The sequence below is a fragment of the Roseovarius gahaiensis genome (genome assembly GCF_011601345.1).
GTDB lineage: Bacteria > Pseudomonadota > Alphaproteobacteria > Rhodobacterales > Rhodobacteraceae > Roseovarius > Roseovarius gahaiensis.
Genome location: NZ_JAAORB010000006.1, coordinates 56,027 through 71,625, shown reverse-complemented (window position 1 = coordinate 71,625; position 15,599 = coordinate 56,027). Strand labels below are relative to the sequence as shown.

Here is a 15,599-nt window from a genome sequence, read left to right as displayed (position 1 = left end):
AAAGGTGGTGACACCACATGCAGGTTAGTGTTCGCGACAACAATGTCGATCAGGCGCTTCGCGCCCTGAAGAAAAAGCTGCAACGCGAAGGCGTTTTTCGTGAAATGAAGCTTCGGCAGCATTTCGAAAAACCGTCCGAAAAGAAAGCACGCCAACAGGCCGAGGCGATTCGCCGCGCCCGTAAACTGGCGCGCAAAAAAGCCCAACGCGAAGGTCTTTTATAAGACCGCCGCGCAGCTTGGCGCAACACGCTGAATACGACGACCCCCGGGCAGCCGCTTCGGGGGTTTGTCATTTCAGGGGGGCGGTTATGCGCCGTATCACCGCATTCACATCTCTGTGTCTTGCCTCCGTCGCGCCAGCGGGGTAACCGGCGCGCTCAAGTAACACTTTTTTGACAGGCCTCTCATGCTCCGGCTCAGCCCATCTGATCAAATTCTCTTTGGTCTCATCAATGCAACGCTTCTGTTCACGCTGGCCTACAGCATCCTTGGTTTCCGTGAACAGTACGAATTCGGCTTCGGGGTCGAGGATGGCCCGATTGAATACGGCACCGCGATCGGCTTGTTCCTGTCCTGCCTGATTTTGGCGTGGCAGGCTGTTCGCATGGCCCGTCAAAAGCGCATCGGCGCAGGCGCATGGTTGACGCTTTACGCAGCGGCCTTTCTATTCGGCGCGGGCGAGGAAATTTCATGGGGACAGCGGATCTTTGATTGGCAAACTACCGGCTTCTTCCTTGAACATAACCGTCAAATGGAAACGAACCTGCACAATCTGGCCTTTGGCGAAGAGCAACTGGCGAAAACCCTGTTCGGCCGTTTTCTGACGATTGCGATTCTGATTTACCTTGTTGTTCTGCCGCCGCTTTACAAACGCGTTCAGATCATCGCCAAGATCATCGACACCATCATGTTGCCCCTGCCCAGCACGCGCCATGCTGTGGCGGCAGTTGCCGCCAGTGTGATCATCGGTGGGCTGGTCTATGTCCCCCGCAAATGGGAGGCGTATGAGTTCATATTTAGCCTGATCACCATGTCGATCTTTTTGGCACCCGGTAACGCCCATCGGTTCCGCCCTGCCAGCCGACGGTCAGACAAAACAGGCTAAATGATCTCGTCTTCGTCGAACATCGGCGCGGTTTCCATATGCAATCCGATGTCAGGCATGGCTTTCTTGGTGGCCACCGGCTCGGCAATGTGAAACAGCGCGTCCCCCTCGTAGACCACCGGCATATTGGTGCGTCCAATGACAATCCCGGCCTGATCCGATGTGACTTCGGCCTCGAATTCGCCAAAGGGGTCAGAAATCGCGCCCAGAACGGTGCCCGGTTCAACCATTTCACCAATGCCCGTATAGCCGCGAAACAACCCCCCTGCCGGGGCGCGATACCAAGTGGAATCGCTGCAATACAAAGGCTCGGCGCGTTTTTTCGGCACCCCTTTCTTACCGATCATCCCCAGATGGTTCATCACCCGTAAGATGCCCGAAACCCCGGCTTGTGCAGGCAATTCGTCAAACCGCAGGCCTTCGCCCCCTTCATACAACAGAACGTCAACACCCGCGTCTTCGGCGGCCATGCGCAGCGACCCGTCACGCAGGTTGGAATTCATGACAACCGGCGCGCCGAACACATCGGCCAGATCGTGCAGACGATCATTGCCTGCCGTCAGGCGCAATTGCGGCAGGTTGTTGCGCCGGATCGCCGCCGAATGCAGATCAATCCCCAAATCAGACCGGTTGACGATCTCGGTCATGAAAATATGCGCCAGCTGCGACGCCATTGACCCGGTCGCATGACCGGGAAAGCAGCGGTTCAAATCGCGCCGATCCGGCAAATAGCGCGAGTGATTGAGAAACCCGAACGTGTTGACAATCGGCACCGCCAACAACGTGCCCGCCATCGGCGTCAGCGCCCGGGCATTCAGCAAACGGCGCACGATTTCGACGCCAATCACCTCGTCCCCATGCACGGCGGCCGACACAAACATGACCGGCCCCGGCTTGCGCCCATGCACCACATGCACCGACAAATGCACCGGCGTGTGATCCGACAGGTAGCTGACTGGCACATCCACTGTCCGCCGGGTGCCCGGTGGCACCGTGACGCCGGCAATCTCGAACGGTTTGCGCTTGGCCATGTCCTGTCCTTCTGTTGCGGTCCGATCTGGTCGGGCTTCCCCTTGGGCGGGGCAATTGCTATGGATCTTCACAGGTTTAGGTTCTGCGCCAAAAGGCTGAATTCAGGTCAAGATGTCAATCACCCCCACACCAGAGCACCGCGTGACCATCGTGACTGTGGCATATAACAGTCTGGCGGTGCTGCCGGGCATGTTGGCCTCGGTGCCCGACGAGGTGGCCTGCATCATCGTTGACAATGCGTCCGACGATCACGCCGCCTTGGCCGAACTGGCCGCCGCGCACGGCGCGCACCTGATCCGCAATGACGACAATCGCGGGTTTGGCACGGCCTGCAATATAGGCGCGGCACAGGCACAAACCGAATTTCTATTGTTCTTGAACCCCGACACCCGGCTGCAAGACGGGGCAATTGGGGCGCTTGTGGCCTGCGCGGATGCAAATCCGGCTGCGGTGGCGTTCAACCCCGCCATTTCCGAAGCCAACGGAAAACCCTATTTCAAGCGCGGCAGCGTTTTGCTACCCAAAGCACAAAAACTGCCCCCCGGCTGGCCCGAGCGCGACCGCGAAGTGCCGGTGCTGACGGGCGCCGCCTTTTTCGTGCGCAGAACGGCGTTCGAGGCCACAGGCGGCTTTGATCCAGAGATTTTCCTATATCACGAGGATGACGATCTGGCGTTGCGCCTGCGCGCAGACTCTGGGCCGCTGATGTTCGTGCGTGGCGCGCGGGTGATCCATGACGCGGGCAACTCCACGGTGCGGTCGCCAAAGTCCGCAGCGTTCAAAGCATTTCATATGGGCCGGTCACGGGTTTACGCCACGCGCAAGCATCACCTGCCCGGCGCGGGCCGCAAGGCCCTGCTGTCGGCGCTGTTGCAATTGGCGTCGCCGCTCACCTTGCTGTCCAAGCGCAAACGCGCCAAGCACATGGCATTCCTGCGTGGTGTCCTGACCACACTCAGACAAAGGCCCGCGTCATGAAAAAACTGCCCCTGTGGAAACTGAAACGTGAGGCCAAACGCGCAGCGCGGCAAATCATTGGTTTGCCCGGTCTGACGTGGGAATATCTGTTTCTGCGCCCGCTCTATGATCGCAAACTCTCGCGACAGAAGGTTGTGCATGACGGGGCCAAGCCGATTGCCGGCGAGATGGCGATTTATCTGGTCTATGCACCCGAAGGGTTACTGGGCTCGCATCACGACATGCTGGCGCAATTGGCCGCGGACGGGATCACGCCCGTGGTTGTATCAAACCTGCCCTTGTCGCAACAGGACCGCGATGTCTTGTTGGCGCAAACCGCAATGGTCATTGAACGGCCCAATGTCGGCTATGATTTCGGCGGCTATCGCGATGCCGTCCTGAAACTGGCACCGAACCTGCCGAAGTTGGACAGGCTTTACATTCTCAACGATTCCGTCTGGATGGTTGAGGCCCCGCAAAGTTGGTTTCAACAGGTGCGGGCAACCGGCTGCGATTTTGTCGGGGCGACGTCGAATTTTGGCATTGCGCGCGTGGATGCCGAGGATTTTCGCAGTCTTGAGTGGCACTACACACCGGATCACGCGAATTTTCATTACGCGTCTTACGCCCTTGCCGTCGGCCCAAATATCCTGCGCGATCCGCGCTTCATGGAGTATTGGCATGATTTTCGGCTGTCCAATAACAAAAAGCGCACTGTGCGGCGTGGGGAAATCGGGCTAACCAAATGGGTTCTGACCCACAGCTACAGCCATTGCGCCACCTGCGATGTCGTCAACCTGGATCAAGACATCGAAGCCATGGACAACGCCGCACTGGATGATCTGGCGCGCCACCTTATCATCCCCGAAGATACGCGCCTGACCGAGCAGCACGCCATCGCACTGCAAAGCGATCCGGCCACTGAACAAGGCCGCAAGGATCGCATTCAGATTATCCTGACAGCGGTTGCAAGGCAGGCCATGGGCTACGCCATGCCCTATTTCACCTTGGCCCACCGGAATTTCCAATTCGTCAAAAAATCACCGCTGCGCCTGTCGCGCCGCGGGGCCGAGATTAAGCTTGAAATATTATCGCAGCTTGACGGGCCAAAAGGGCGGCGCGCCTATGAAGAAGCCCAAAACATATTTGCCCTGCGCAACGATGCTTAAACGGACACCAGCACGCTTTCGACCACCTGTTCGCACTGATCGGCGCTGAGATGCGGGCCGATGGGCAGGCTGATCACTTGTTGCGCCAATTGCGCGGCCACGGGAAGATCGGCATCGGTCAGCCCCATATCGGCGTAAGCGGCCTGCGCATGCGGTGCGATCGGGTAATGCACCAGCGTTGCAACCCCGCGCTCGGCCAGACGTGCGGCAAACCCGTCGCGGTCGGGGTGGCGCACAACGAACAGATGCCAAACCGGATCAGCCTGCGCCGCGACCTTCGGTAAAATCAGATCAGTCCATTGAAACGCCTCCAGATAGCGCGAGGCAATTGCAGCACGACGCGCGTTCCAGTCATCCAGCACTGCCAGCTTGACCGAAAGAAAAGCCGCCTGCACCGGGTCCAGACGGCTGTTGAGCCCGGGTATCTCGTTCTTGTATTTCTCGCGAGAGCCATAGTTGCGCAGCATGCGCAGCTTGTCGGCCATCTTTGGGCAATCCGTCGTCAAGGCACCGCCATCGCCAAGCGCACCAAGGTTTTTACCGGGGTAAAAGCTCCAGCAGACGGCATCGCCATGCCCACCAATGCGCCGCCCGTCCCAGCTTGATCCGTGGGCCTGCGCGGCATCTTCGATCACCTTCAGGCCCAACGCCCGCGCTGTGGGCATGATAGCGCCCATGTCTGCGGGCTGTCCGTAAAGATGCACCGGGATCACCGCCTTGACGCCCGGCTGCATGGCCGCGCGGATACCGTCGGCGGTGATATTGTGGGTGGCGGCGTCAGGCTCGACCGGAACAGGGGTTGCGCCGCATTGCGACACAGCCAGCCATGTCGCGATATAGGTGTTCGACGGCACCAGAACCTTGTCGCCCGGCCCGACATCCACCGCCATCAGGGCCAATCGCAGCGCATCAAGGCCGTTGGCCACCCCGATGGCAAAACGGGCCTCGCAATAGGTGGCAAACGCCTCTTCGAACCGCGCGACATCGGGGCCAAGGATATACCAGCCCGACCGCAGAGACTTCAGCATCTCAGGCTCGGCCCGATCGGCCAGTTCGTCATACGCGGCCTTGAGATCCAGAAACGGCACCGGCATTTCAGACACCGACCTCTTTCAGGAACGTATCGTAATCGCGGATGTAATCGGCCTCGTCATAGCGGGCCGAGGCCATCACCATACAGACCGCCCCCGACGAAAAGTTATCCAGATAGCGCCACATCATCGGGCAGATATAAAGCCCGAAATACGACCGGTTGAGGTGAAACGTCTTTGCCTCGTGCCCATCTGTCAAGGTCACGTCAAAACTGCCGGACATGGCGATCATGAACTGATGCAGATTGCGATGCGCATGCGCGCCTCGATGCGAGCCGCCGGGCACGTCATACAGGTAATAAACCCGCTTGATATCGAACGGAATGTGATTGTCACCTTCCACAAAGGTCAGGTTGCCCCGCGCATCCTCGATCTTGGGCAGGTCCAATACATGACAATCTTGTAAAGCCACTTTCTAAAATCCCACTTTGAATCTTCGCTTTGTTTATACTAGCAATCATCTTACGTCCAACACACTCTTAGCCAACAAACATTAAGGCTGATCATGACCAAAAAACTATTGATTATTGGAGACGGTGAATTTGCGGATATCGCATACGAATACTTTACGGTCGACAGTCCCTATACCGTCATAGGGTTCGCCGTTGAACAAGGTTTTTTGAAGGAGCAGGAAAAATTCGGTCTCCCAGTTGTTGCGCTTGAGCAAGCCCAAGAAATTTTTCCCACGCATGAGGTTGAGGCACATGTCGCCGTGACTTCTACCAAGCTGAATCGAGTTAGAAAACGGTTGATATCGGTCGCGCGGGAAAAAGGATACAAGCTCGCCAACTTTATCAGCCCGAAAGCTATGGTGTGGCGCACAGCGAAGGTTGGAGACAACGTTTTCATCTTCGAGAACAATGTAGTTCAGCATAAAGTAGAGATTGGTGACGGTTGCGTTTTGTGGTCAGGTAACCACGTTGGGCACCAGACCCGGATAGACGATTATTGTTTTCTTGCGTCTCATGTCGTAATCTCAGGTTACTGCAAGATTGGCGCTGGCAGTTTTATCGGCGTCAATGCGTCTTTTGCGGATAATGTTTCGGTTGGTGCAGACGCATTGGTTGGGATGGCCGCCGTTGTCACCAAATCCCACGAAAAAGCAGGGCTAATCCTTAACGGCAACCCGGCAGAACCCGCTCGAGTTTCTTCTTACCGTTATTACAGGGTGGAGCAAGACGTATGAGTTGGGTTTATCAAGCGCAGATTATGGCACCTTTACTCGATGGCAATTGGCGGCATCAATTTGCCATGCTGCCCACGCCCTACGTCAGAAGCAAAGGCGAGGTCCGCATTTTCTTAGGTTTTTGTGATAAAAATATGATCGGACGTGTCGGGTATGTGGATGTTGATCCATCTAATCCGAGTAAGATCAAAGATATTAGTACCCGACCTTTGCTTGACATAGGGCGCCCCGGAACGTTTGACGATAATGGAGTGGTGCCTATCTCGATTATCAACCAAGATAATAAACTGCACTTATATTACATCGGTTTCCAACTTGGCGTCAGAGTCCCGTATTACATGTTTTGCGGCCTAGCCATAAGTACCGACGACGGCGAGTCTTTCGTCAGAGTAACACAAGTTCCAATCTTAGAACGCAACGATGAAGAACTTTTTGCGCGATGTGGTTGTCATGTGATCCGGGAAAAAAATCTCTGGCGCATGTGGTACGTCGGATCAATTGCTGAAGGCTGGACGCTAAAAGGTCAAAAGAAAGTTCCTCTTTATACTGTACGCCATGTCACTTCCACCGACGGAATTACGTGGCAGCCCGAAGTCGGGCAACCTTGCATTACTTTCGAATCGGATGATGAACACGGCTTTGGACGGCCTTTTGTTCGAAGGACAAATGACGGATATGAAATGTTTCTGTCAGTAAGAACTTACTCACGCGGATATTACATTGCGAGAGCCACTTCCAATGACGGTCTAAATTGGGAACGCGAAAAAAATGAACTTGAAATAGTTGGAATAAGTGAGGCTGGATGGGCAAATGAGAACACTAGCTATGCGCACACTTTGACCGTAGGCAGCGATGAATTCTTATTTTTTAATGGCAACGGATGCGGCAAAACTGGTTTTGGATATGCAAAATGGATAGACAATTGACCAAAGAAATAGAAGTTCGCCGCTATACTCCTGGCGACAGAAAAGCATGGGATACAAGGATTCAAAATTCCTGTAACGGAACATTCATACATCAAAGAGCATTTATGGAATACCACAGTGATCGCTTTGTTGATCACTCATTAATTATCGAGGACGGAGACAAAATACTTGGGCTTCTGCCCGCCAATCGTGCCGATACTACATTGTATTCGCACCAAGGTCTCACTTATGGGGGCCTTATTATAGACGAAAAAACATCAGCGTCCGCAGTTCTCTCTGCGTTTGATGCTTTGAGAACACACCTTAAGAAAAGTGGGATAACAGCTTTGGTCTACAAGCCGACGCCTCACATATTCCACAAGCAACCCGCAGAAAGTGATATTTTTGCCCTTACCAAGTTAGGCGCGAAGCTTGAGTTTTGCGATCTGGCGTCGGTAATTGCCGTGCAAAGTAGAATTCCATTCAACAAACTTCGTAAGAGGTCTGTGAATAAAGCAAAAAAGAACGGGTTGATAACAAAAGAAACCCAAGACTACACTTCGTTCTGGGGCATACTATCGGAAAGTCTTGGAGAGCGACACAATGTACGACCAACCCACTCACTTGAAGAGATTTTGTTACTGAGAGAACTCTTTCCAAACCAAGTCCGTCTATTCGCCTCGTTTCAAGAGGGGAGAATGCTAGCGGGAACCTTGATCTTTGACATGTGTGATAAAGCTCATCTGCAGTATATAGCAACTTCTGAAACTGGCCGCCAAGTAGGTGCATTAGATATTATAATAGACCAATTATTGGAAAAAGAATTTGCAGACTATAATTGGTTGAGCTTTGGAATATCGACTACGCACAGAGGAAATGAATTGAATACTGGATTATTGCGGCAGAAAGAAATGTTTGGCGGTCGCAGTATAATATTCCCTCACTTCAGGTGGGAATTTGAATAGTTCTCTTAATATTTCTCAAGCACGCGAGTCAGATTCAGAGCTTATGAAAAGCAAGCCCTCGACCGTTACGAGTCTTGGATAAAGAGATCGCTTCAGGATCAGTTATGAAATCAGACCAACTTCTTCCGAAATGCACTATAACGTGCACCACGTACAATCATTCTCGTTTTGCAGAAGCAGCCCTACAGTCTGTGTTTGACCAAGACTATCAAAATATTGAGATCGTGATTGTGGATGATGGCTCAACTGATGGCAATGTAGAGGTCATTAAAAATGTGCTTAAGCGTTCGCCGTACCCACACACTCTGATTACTCAGAAAAATACCGCGAACATAGCCAAGAATGTTAACAGAGGGGTCGCTTCAGCCAGCGGTGATTACATTTCCTTCCTATCACTAGATGATGTTCTCTTGCCGCACGCGATCTCATCCAAAATGGAACTTGTGCGTCAAAACAGTAATCTTGTGTTTGTTGCGAACACTTGCAATCATGAGATAGATGTTGACGGAAATTTTTTAAAAAAATCTTTCCAATCCCCCCTTTACGATAAGAACATTTCTTCCGCATCAGATTTACTCGAAATTGAGTATGAAAACCTGGGAACGGTCTATCTGCAAGCAACATTGGTTAGCGCTGATTTGGTTCGTGCCGTCGGTGGGATGGACGAGGATATATCCGGAGACGACCTTATTCTGCGCACAAAATTATTTAAGCACATGCTTACGAGACCTGAAATGGAAGTTGCGTTTTTACACCAGCCGGGAATGGCTTACAGGAAGCATGACACCAATCTTCACCAAAACACTTGGAACCAGATTAAAACAGTGGTCGACTGGAAAAATAGGTATTTTCCAGATCGTCCTTTGCCAACAACATGCGAAAGCTGGATCGAGCTTTTTGTTGACCGTTCTATCAAGCGGAATGACATGCCGTCTATTGATAAAGCACGCAAATATGACCCAATATTTGAACGCTATATAAGTTCATACCTTAAAACTTGGAGATGTCGTCGCCGCCGGGCAAAAAATGCTCTAAAGAGAATGCTCGCATAATATAGCCAAAATTTAAAATTCATTTCGACATAGGCCCCGCCAAGCAGCGGGGCCTTGCATTCACCGAGTTCACCCCGGCAGTTTGGTCATGCGCAGATACGGCAGTTTGGTTTCGAATGCACCGTATTTGGCCTTGGCGTCTTCGTCGCTGACGGCGCTTGGGATGACCACATCGTCACCGACAGTCCAGTTGGCAGGCGTGGCCACGTTCTCGCGCGCGGCGGTTTGCAAGCCGTCCAGTGCGCGCAGCACCTCGGCAAAGTTGCGGCCCACATTCATCGGATATGTCATGCTCAGCTTCAGTTTCTTGTCCGGCCCGATAATGAAAACCGACCGCACCGTCGCACTATCGGCCGGCGTGCGGCCATCGGGCAAATAGGCCTCGGCGGGCAGCATGTCGAACGCCTTGGACATCTCCAGCCCCGCATCGGCCACGATCGGAAATCCGGCCTTGGCACCGCTGATGCCTTCGATGTCGCCTTTCCACTTTTTGTGGTCCTCAACACCATCCACCGAGACGCCCAGAACCTTGCATCCGCGCGTGTCCCATTCCTCGGCCAATTGCGCCACCGCGCCGAACTCGGTTGTGCAGACGGGTGTGAAATCCTTGGGATGAGAAAAGATGATCGCCCAATTGTCTCCGATCCACTCGTGCAGGCCAAAGCTGCCTGTGTCGGTGTCCACCGTCAGATCAGGGATCGTATCATTAATGCGCAGTGCCATGTCATTGTCCTTTTTAACTTGAAGTCTGCTCCGATCCGGAATTTGATCAAATCCCAGAAACGCAGAGAATCCCCAGCCTTGCAGGCTGTTTCTACGCCTGCCAAGGTGCCAGCAAATTCACGGAGGTCAAGCATGATCGAGAAACGCCAATTTTACATCAATGGCGCGTGGGTCAATCCTACTGCCGGACAAGATCACAACGTGATCGACCCGTCCACCGAAGAACCCTGCGCCATCATCTCGTTGGGTGGGCAGACCGATACAGATGCCGCCGTTGCCGCGGCCAAAGCCGCTTTTCCGGCATGGAAACGGACATCCAAGGAAGACCGGCTGGCGCTGATCGAAAAACTTTATGACGTATATAAATCGCGCGCCGAGGACATGGCGCAGGCGATCAGCCTTGAGATGGGCGCGCCCATCGACATGTCCCGTCAAAGCCAGACCGGCGCGGGCCTGAGCCATATCAAAGCCTTCTTGACGGTCGCCCGCGATTTCCAATTCATCGAACCACTGGGCGATCACGCCCCCAATGACCGTATCATTCATGATCCTATCGGCGTCGTGGCGATGATCACGCCTTGGAACTGGCCGATGAATCAGGTCACACTCAAGGTCATCGCCGGGTTGGTGGCGGGCTGCACCATGGTCCTGAAGCCCTCCGAGGAATCGCCGCTCTCTGCGCTGATCTTCGCCGAAATGATGGACGAGGCGGGTTTCCCAAAAGGTGTATTCAACCTTGTGAACGGCGATGGCGCGGGGGTAGGCACCCAGCTTTCGGGGCATCCCGATGTCGACATGGTCAGCTTCACCGGCTCTTCGCGGGCGGGCAAACTCATTTCCAAGACCGCTGCAGATACCCTGAAACGGGTCAGCCTTGAATTGGGCGGGAAAGGCGCAAACCTGATCTTTGCCGATGCCGATGACAACGCGGTCAAGCGCGGGGTTTTGCACTGCATGAACAACACCGGCCAGTCCTGCAATGCCCCCACCCGGATGCTGGTGCAGCGCGAGGTCTATGACAGCGCCGTCGAAACCGCCGCCGAGGTGGCCAATTCGATCAAGGTTGGCCCGGCCAGCGAGGAAGGCAAGCACATCGGCCCCGTCGTGAACGAGGTGCAGTTCAACAAGATTCAAGACCTGATCCAGCAGGGCATCGACGAAGGCGCGCGGCTGGTCGCGGGTGGTACCGGGCGGCCCGACGGGCTGAATCGGGGCTTTTTCGTCAAACCCACGGTCTTTGCCGACGTGAACAACGACATGACCATTGCGCGCGAGGAAATCTTTGGCCCGGTCCTGTCGATCATTCCTTTCGATAGCGAAGAGGAGGGGCTGAAGATCGCTAACGATACGCCCTACGGCTTGACCAATTATGTCCAGACCCAAGATGGTGCCCGCGCCAACCGCTGCGCTTTGGAACTGCGCTCGGGCATGGTGGAAATGAACGGCCAAAGCCGTGGCATGGGCTCACCCTTTGGCGGCATGAAACAGTCCGGCAACGGGCGCGAAGGCGGCAAATGGGGCATCGAGGATTTCCTTGAAGTCAAAGCCGTATCAGGCTGGACCGAAGGCGCCTAAGACGATGCAGTTGCGCGCCTTCGCCCTGCACCCCGAACGTAACGGGGCGGCACGGGCGCGAGCGCGCACTGCCCTTGATGCCTGCGGGGTCGAGGGCGAATTGTGGCCATTGGTCGAAGGCGCGGCCCTCTCTTCCTCCGATCTGGCCGACACGGTCGGTGCACAGCTCTTTGACCCGGCCTATCCCTTGTCGCTGTCCACCGGCGAAATCGCCCATTTCCTGACCCACAGGCAAATCTGGGCCGAACTGCAACGCGGTGGGTTTAACGCCGCACTGATCCTCGACTGCCCCGGACCGATCGCGCCAGACCCGTTCGACGACGCCCTTGACCTTGCGCTGGAACACCTGCCCGCCCTCACCCTGATCGAATTGCGCAGCGATCCCGCCCCCGGCCCTGCGGTCTTGATCGACACGCTTGGCGCGGCCACGCTGACGATCCCGCAACAAACCCAAGGGCGCGCGCCCGCCCTGCTGATCACGCAGGAGGCCGCCCGCCACCTGCTGGCCCTCTCCGATCGGATCGACCGGCCCATGGAAACCTTTCTGCACAGCCACTGGCACACCGGGCTGCGCTGTGCCTCGATCTGCCCGTCTGGCCTTGGCAATGGCCCAGATAGCTCCCCTATCCCCCAACCATCCGGCGCGTGGCCCCGCGTTCGCTATGACCTTGCGCAACGCAAATACCTGCGCGCCGTGGCACGCCTTTCGCAAAACAGCACAGCCCCCGCATCCGGCGGGCTGATCCGCTAAGCACGCCTCTTTCCACGTCAGGCGAAAGCCACTAAGACGTGGCGCGATGCAAACACCGGCCGATCTCTCAAGGGCTGAATTTCAGCCCGAAACCGTGCACAAGCGCGATATCTTCTCTGAAACCATTTCAGGGCAGCTTGCGGGCGTGGCGGATTTCCCGGTGGTGCTGCGCAAACTCGATACGGTGCCGACATATGCCAAGCCCATCGCATGGGCACTCGCTCGCCGCGAAATCAAGGCTCTGCGCGCCGTGCAAGGCATCGAAGGCTGCCCGGTGCTGGTGCGTGTCGACAAAACCGGTCTGCTGCGCAGCTGGACCAAGGGCACACCGTTGCAATTGGCCAAACCCACAGATCCTGTATGGTATCGCGATGCCAAGCGCCTTCTGCGCGACATGCGCCGCGCCGGTGTCACCCATAACGACATCGCCAAACCGCAAAACTGGCTGATGACCCCCGAGGGCCGCGCCGCCGTGATTGATTTCCAACTGGCCAGCGTGCACCGCCGCCAAGGCAAACTGTTCCGCATCATGGCCCGCGAAGACCTGCGCCACCTGCTGAAACAGAAACGCGCCTATGCCCCGCACCTGCTTACACCGTCCGAACACCGGATGCTGACCCACAAGGCCCTGCCAGCCCGCATCTGGATGGCCACCGGCAAACGTCTTTACAATTTCATCACCCGCCGCCTGATGAATTGGTCCGATGGCGAAGGCACCGAAGACCGGATCGAACGCGATGGCCCCGCCCTGCGCGCCGCGCTGCTTGGACACCCTCAGGTCAGCGATATTGCATTATGCACCTATGCCCGGCCCGCCAAGGGGGTTGGGTTATACGCTTTTGTGCAAACAGATCTGTCCGCTGCCGATCTCGCCACACTGACACCTGACAACGGCCCGGATCTGATCCAACCCGTCACCGCCCTGCCCCGCGGCCCCGATGGTGCCCCGCGTCTGGATGCGCTGCAACTGGTCGCCACCAACCGGCTGGATGAACTGAACCAATTACAAGCCGACAACCCCGATCTGGCCACGGCGCTGGCGCCGATCATCGCCAATCGCCTCAACCTCACAGACCGGGTTCTGCGGGCCTGAACAGCCCTGCTTTTCATTGTTCCAAAAATACTCAACGGCGCCACATCACCGTCCACGCGACGGCACAGTACCGCACCCGCGCAGGCGCATCCTTTTGGGCGGGCCCGCGCGGGATCGCCACCAAAGGATTAAAACGGCACCTTGGCGCGAAACCGCTGACCCGCGCCGCCATCGGGGTGACGCAGGCGCAATTCTTCCGAATGCAACATCAACCGAGGATAGGCCGCCGCCGCACCCTCGGCATAAAATGGATCCCCCAGAATGGGATGCCCCAACGCCAGCATATGCACCCGCAACTGATGGCTGCGGCCGGTTTTGGGGCTCAGCCGTACGCGGGTTTCAGTGTCACCATACCGCAACACCCGCCAATCGGTGACAGCTTGTTTACCGGTGTCGTGGCACACCATTTGCCGCGGGCGGTTCGGCCAATCCACGATCAGCGGCAAATCCACCGTGCCTGTCTTCGGCTCCAACCGGCCCCAGACCCGCGCCACATAGGTCTTCTTGGTCTGGCGCTTTTCAAATTGCAAGCCCAGATGGCGCTGCGCATGCGGGGTCTGCGCAAAGATCATCACGCCCGACGTATCGCGATCCAGACGATGCACCAAAAGCGCCGTGGGAAATGCCTCCTGCACCCGGCGCAAAAGGCAATCGGCCAGATGCGCGCCCTTGCCCGGCACACTCAGCAATCCGGCAGGTTTGTTCACCACGATAATCTCGTGATCTTCGTGCAGAACCTCCAAAGGGTCTTGCGGCGGGGTGTAAACGCTATCCATGCGCGGCGCTCTACACCATGCGGGCGCGGCGCGCCACTGGGCTGGTCGGCGGTGTCGCTCTGTGGCAAACACAGGCCATGCGCATTGAGTATGACACCACCGCCAAAACCATCGCCGCCCTGACCGAAGGCGAAACCGATCCCATCGCCCTGATGGCCACGGTAGTTTGCGAATTGCACCACGCCGATGATCGGTTCGACTGGACCGGGTGTTATCGGGTCACGGCACCCGGCCTTTTGAAAATCGGCCCCTATCAGGGTGGGCATGGCTGTCTTGTTATCCCGTTTGATCGCGGTGTTTGCGGCGCTGCGGCACGTAGCGGTCAAGTGCAGATCGTGGATGATGTCGAGGCATTCGCAGGCCATATCGCCTGTTCAAGTTCAACCCGCTCCGAGGTCGTGCTGCCGATCTGGGACGGTTCCGGCAATTTGATCGGTGTGCTGGATATAGACAGCGATCAGCCCGCCGCATTTGACAGCCATGATGCAGAGCAGCTGGCCCTGATCCTGCGCTCGGTGTTTGGCCAACTCTGAACGCTGCAGGCGAGCCGCGGCACAGACGGCTGAAATTTTGTTTGATTTTTTCACGGAATCGCCCCAGCATGAAATTATTGATCCAAATTTCACGGAACCCATGTCATGCAACAGTCGGACATCGCCCGCCCGCACACGCTTGGGGCCGACCTGCGCGCCTTGCGCAAGTCACGCGGGCTGACCCTGCATGACATGGCCGCGCAGCTTGATCGGTCTGTCGGTTGGCTCAGTCAGGTCGAGCGTGATCTGTCTGAGCCGTCAATCACCGATTTGCGCCATATGGCCGCCGTGCTGGACGTGCATGTCTCGCTTTTGTTCGGCCAAGCCAGTGGCCCGGCCACCGAAGTCGGGCGTGTCGTGCGGCACGGCGCACGGCGAAAGATCGGCTCGGGCGCGGCGGGCCTGATTGAAGAGCTCCTGTCGCCCGATCTGACCGATGACTTTGAAATGGTCCATTGCACGTTTGAAGCCCACAGTCGGATCGGTGAGGTCGTCACCCGCCCGACGCAGGAAGTGGGCTATCTTATCGCGGGCAAGCTTGACCTGATCATTGATGGCCACACGTTCACCCTGCATCCCGGCGACAGTTTCCGCATCCGGTCCGAACCCTTCGAATGGATCAACCCCTATGATCAGCCCGCCGTGGCGATCTGGGTGATCGCCCCGCCAGTGTATTAAGGAAAG

At 56.2% G+C, this 15,599-nt stretch carries 18 protein-coding genes; 13 read left to right on the top strand and 5 right to left on the bottom strand.

Features of this window, described 5'->3' with window-relative positions; genetic code table 11:
• Positions 1–17 precede the first annotated feature (17 nt).
• Positions 18–224: a 30S ribosomal protein S21 gene (gene rpsU / locus HAT86_RS05560; protein ID WP_167194257.1), complete on the top strand. Its 207-nt coding sequence runs from the start codon at positions 18–20 to the stop codon at positions 222–224.
• 184 nt (positions 225–408) lie between these two features.
• Complete coding sequence (locus HAT86_RS05555) at positions 409–1,107, top strand: hypothetical protein (RefSeq protein ID WP_167194255.1); 699 nt, start codon at positions 409–411, stop codon at positions 1,105–1,107.
• On the opposite strand, the gene HAT86_RS05550 is transcribed toward HAT86_RS05555, so the two are convergent.
• The gene (locus HAT86_RS05550; protein ID WP_167194253.1) at positions 1,104–2,138 is read right to left on the bottom strand and encodes a succinylglutamate desuccinylase/aspartoacylase family protein; all 1,035 of its coding nucleotides are present in this window, start codon (positions 2,136–2,138) and stop codon (positions 1,104–1,106) included. The genes HAT86_RS05555 and HAT86_RS05550 overlap by 4 nt on opposite strands.
• Positions 2,139–2,250: 112 nt before the next feature.
• Between HAT86_RS05550 and HAT86_RS05545 the strand changes: the two genes are divergently transcribed.
• Together HAT86_RS05545 and HAT86_RS05540 are read left to right on the top strand one after the other, a co-directional pair.
• Positions 2,251–3,117: a glycosyltransferase family 2 protein gene (locus HAT86_RS05545; protein WP_167194251.1), complete on the top strand. Its 867-nt coding sequence runs from the start codon at positions 2,251–2,253 to the stop codon at positions 3,115–3,117.
• Positions 3,114–4,265, top strand: a complete 1,152-nt coding sequence (locus HAT86_RS05540; RefSeq protein ID WP_167194249.1) for a rhamnan synthesis F family protein — start codon at positions 3,114–3,116, stop codon at positions 4,263–4,265. The genes HAT86_RS05545 and HAT86_RS05540 overlap by 4 nt, the downstream gene beginning before the upstream one ends.
• Here the strand turns inward: HAT86_RS05540 and HAT86_RS05535 are convergent.
• Together HAT86_RS05535 and HAT86_RS05530 are read right to left on the bottom strand one after the other, a co-directional pair.
• Entirely contained in the window at positions 4,262–5,359 is a 1,098-nt protein-coding gene (locus tag HAT86_RS05535) for a DegT/DnrJ/EryC1/StrS family aminotransferase (RefSeq protein WP_167194247.1), read from the bottom strand. The two genes, HAT86_RS05540 and HAT86_RS05535, sit on opposite strands and share 4 nt — an antisense overlap.
• Position 5,360: 1 nt before the next feature.
• Complete coding sequence (locus HAT86_RS05530) at positions 5,361–5,768, bottom strand: sugar 3,4-ketoisomerase (RefSeq protein ID WP_167194245.1); 408 nt, start codon at positions 5,766–5,768, stop codon at positions 5,361–5,363.
• A 93-nt stretch (positions 5,769–5,861) separates the two neighbouring features.
• Between HAT86_RS05530 and HAT86_RS05525 the strand changes: the two genes are divergently transcribed.
• The 4 genes from HAT86_RS05525 (at position 5,862) to HAT86_RS05510 (ending at position 9,464) form a co-directional block, all read left to right on the top strand.
• Complete coding sequence (locus HAT86_RS05525) at positions 5,862–6,542, top strand: acetyltransferase (RefSeq protein ID WP_196780521.1); 681 nt, start codon at positions 5,862–5,864, stop codon at positions 6,540–6,542.
• Positions 6,539–7,468 carry a glycoside hydrolase family protein gene (locus HAT86_RS05520; protein WP_167194243.1) on the top strand — a complete coding sequence of 310 codons (930 nt, stop codon included), beginning with the start codon at positions 6,539–6,541 and terminating at the stop codon, positions 7,466–7,468. Before HAT86_RS05525 ends, HAT86_RS05520 begins: the two co-directional genes overlap by 4 nt.
• Entirely contained in the window at positions 7,453–8,412 is a 960-nt protein-coding gene (locus HAT86_RS05515; protein ID WP_167194241.1) for a GNAT family N-acetyltransferase, read from the top strand. Before HAT86_RS05520 ends, HAT86_RS05515 begins: the two co-directional genes overlap by 16 nt.
• A gap of 74 nt (positions 8,413–8,486) precedes the next feature.
• Positions 8,487–9,464 carry a glycosyltransferase gene (locus tag HAT86_RS05510; protein WP_167194239.1) on the top strand — a complete coding sequence of 326 codons (978 nt, stop codon included), beginning with the start codon at positions 8,487–8,489 and terminating at the stop codon, positions 9,462–9,464.
• A gap of 69 nt (positions 9,465–9,533) precedes the next feature.
• Here HAT86_RS05510 and HAT86_RS05505 read toward each other — a convergent pair whose 3' ends face one another.
• A complete protein-coding gene (locus HAT86_RS05505) occupies positions 9,534–10,187 on the bottom strand; it encodes a peroxiredoxin (RefSeq protein WP_167194237.1) in 654 nt (217 codons plus the stop codon).
• A gap of 132 nt (positions 10,188–10,319) precedes the next feature.
• Here HAT86_RS05505 and HAT86_RS05500 point away from each other — a divergent pair, with 132 nt between their 5' ends.
• Genes HAT86_RS05500 through HAT86_RS05490 form a run of 3 tightly spaced genes read left to right on the top strand, consistent with a single transcriptional unit; the run spans position 10,320 to position 13,606 of the window.
• On the top strand, positions 10,320–11,762 hold the full coding sequence (locus HAT86_RS05500; RefSeq protein ID WP_167194235.1) for an aldehyde dehydrogenase family protein: 1,443 nt from the start codon (positions 10,320–10,322) through the stop codon (positions 11,760–11,762).
• A gap of 4 nt (positions 11,763–11,766) precedes the next feature.
• A complete protein-coding gene (locus tag HAT86_RS05495; RefSeq protein WP_167194233.1) occupies positions 11,767–12,513 on the top strand; it encodes a glycosyltransferase family 25 protein in 747 nt (248 codons plus the stop codon).
• Between the two features lie 46 nt (positions 12,514–12,559).
• A complete protein-coding gene (locus HAT86_RS05490) occupies positions 12,560–13,606 on the top strand; it encodes a serine/threonine protein kinase (protein ID WP_167194231.1) in 1,047 nt (348 codons plus the stop codon).
• 128 nt (positions 13,607–13,734) lie between these two features.
• Here HAT86_RS05490 and HAT86_RS05485 read toward each other — a convergent pair whose 3' ends face one another.
• Complete coding sequence (locus HAT86_RS05485; protein ID WP_167194229.1) at positions 13,735–14,382, bottom strand: RluA family pseudouridine synthase; 648 nt, start codon at positions 14,380–14,382, stop codon at positions 13,735–13,737.
• A gap of 77 nt (positions 14,383–14,459) precedes the next feature.
• On the opposite strand from HAT86_RS05485, the gene HAT86_RS05480 reads away from it, so the two are divergent.
• Positions 14,460–14,915: a GAF domain-containing protein gene (locus HAT86_RS05480; RefSeq protein WP_167194227.1), complete on the top strand. Its 456-nt coding sequence runs from the start codon at positions 14,460–14,462 to the stop codon at positions 14,913–14,915.
• Between the two features lie 105 nt (positions 14,916–15,020).
• A complete protein-coding gene (locus HAT86_RS05475; RefSeq protein ID WP_167194225.1) occupies positions 15,021–15,593 on the top strand; it encodes a helix-turn-helix domain-containing protein in 573 nt (190 codons plus the stop codon).
• Positions 15,594–15,599: the final 6 nt, after the last annotated feature.

Coding starts and splice junctions, on each gene's coding strand:
- rpsU (WP_167194257.1), top strand. CDS start 18: ATGCAGGTTAGTGTTCGCGACAACAATGTCGATCAGGCGCTTCGCGCC.
- HAT86_RS05555 (WP_167194255.1), top strand. CDS start 409: ATGCTCCGGCTCAGCCCATCTGATCAAATTCTCTTTGGTCTCATCAAT.
- HAT86_RS05550 (WP_167194253.1), bottom strand. CDS start 2,138: ATGGCCAAGCGCAAACCGTTCGAGATTGCCGGCGTCACGGTGCCACCG.
- HAT86_RS05545 (WP_167194251.1), top strand. CDS start 2,251: ATGTCAATCACCCCCACACCAGAGCACCGCGTGACCATCGTGACTGTG.
- HAT86_RS05540 (WP_167194249.1), top strand. CDS start 3,114: ATGAAAAAACTGCCCCTGTGGAAACTGAAACGTGAGGCCAAACGCGCA.
- HAT86_RS05535 (WP_167194247.1), bottom strand. CDS start 5,359: ATGCCGGTGCCGTTTCTGGATCTCAAGGCCGCGTATGACGAACTGGCC.
- HAT86_RS05525 (WP_196780521.1), top strand. CDS start 5,862: ATGACCAAAAAACTATTGATTATTGGAGACGGTGAATTTGCGGATATC.
- HAT86_RS05520 (WP_167194243.1), top strand. CDS start 6,539: ATGAGTTGGGTTTATCAAGCGCAGATTATGGCACCTTTACTCGATGGC.
- HAT86_RS05515 (WP_167194241.1), top strand. CDS start 7,453: ATGGATAGACAATTGACCAAAGAAATAGAAGTTCGCCGCTATACTCCT.
- HAT86_RS05505 (WP_167194237.1), bottom strand. CDS start 10,187: ATGGCACTGCGCATTAATGATACGATCCCTGATCTGACGGTGGACACC.
- HAT86_RS05500 (WP_167194235.1), top strand. CDS start 10,320: ATGATCGAGAAACGCCAATTTTACATCAATGGCGCGTGGGTCAATCCT.
- HAT86_RS05495 (WP_167194233.1), top strand. CDS start 11,767: ATGCAGTTGCGCGCCTTCGCCCTGCACCCCGAACGTAACGGGGCGGCA.
- HAT86_RS05490 (WP_167194231.1), top strand. CDS start 12,560: ATGCAAACACCGGCCGATCTCTCAAGGGCTGAATTTCAGCCCGAAACC.
- HAT86_RS05485 (WP_167194229.1), bottom strand. CDS start 14,382: ATGGATAGCGTTTACACCCCGCCGCAAGACCCTTTGGAGGTTCTGCAC.
- HAT86_RS05480 (WP_167194227.1), top strand. CDS start 14,460: ATGCGCATTGAGTATGACACCACCGCCAAAACCATCGCCGCCCTGACC.
- HAT86_RS05475 (WP_167194225.1), top strand. CDS start 15,021: ATGCAACAGTCGGACATCGCCCGCCCGCACACGCTTGGGGCCGACCTG.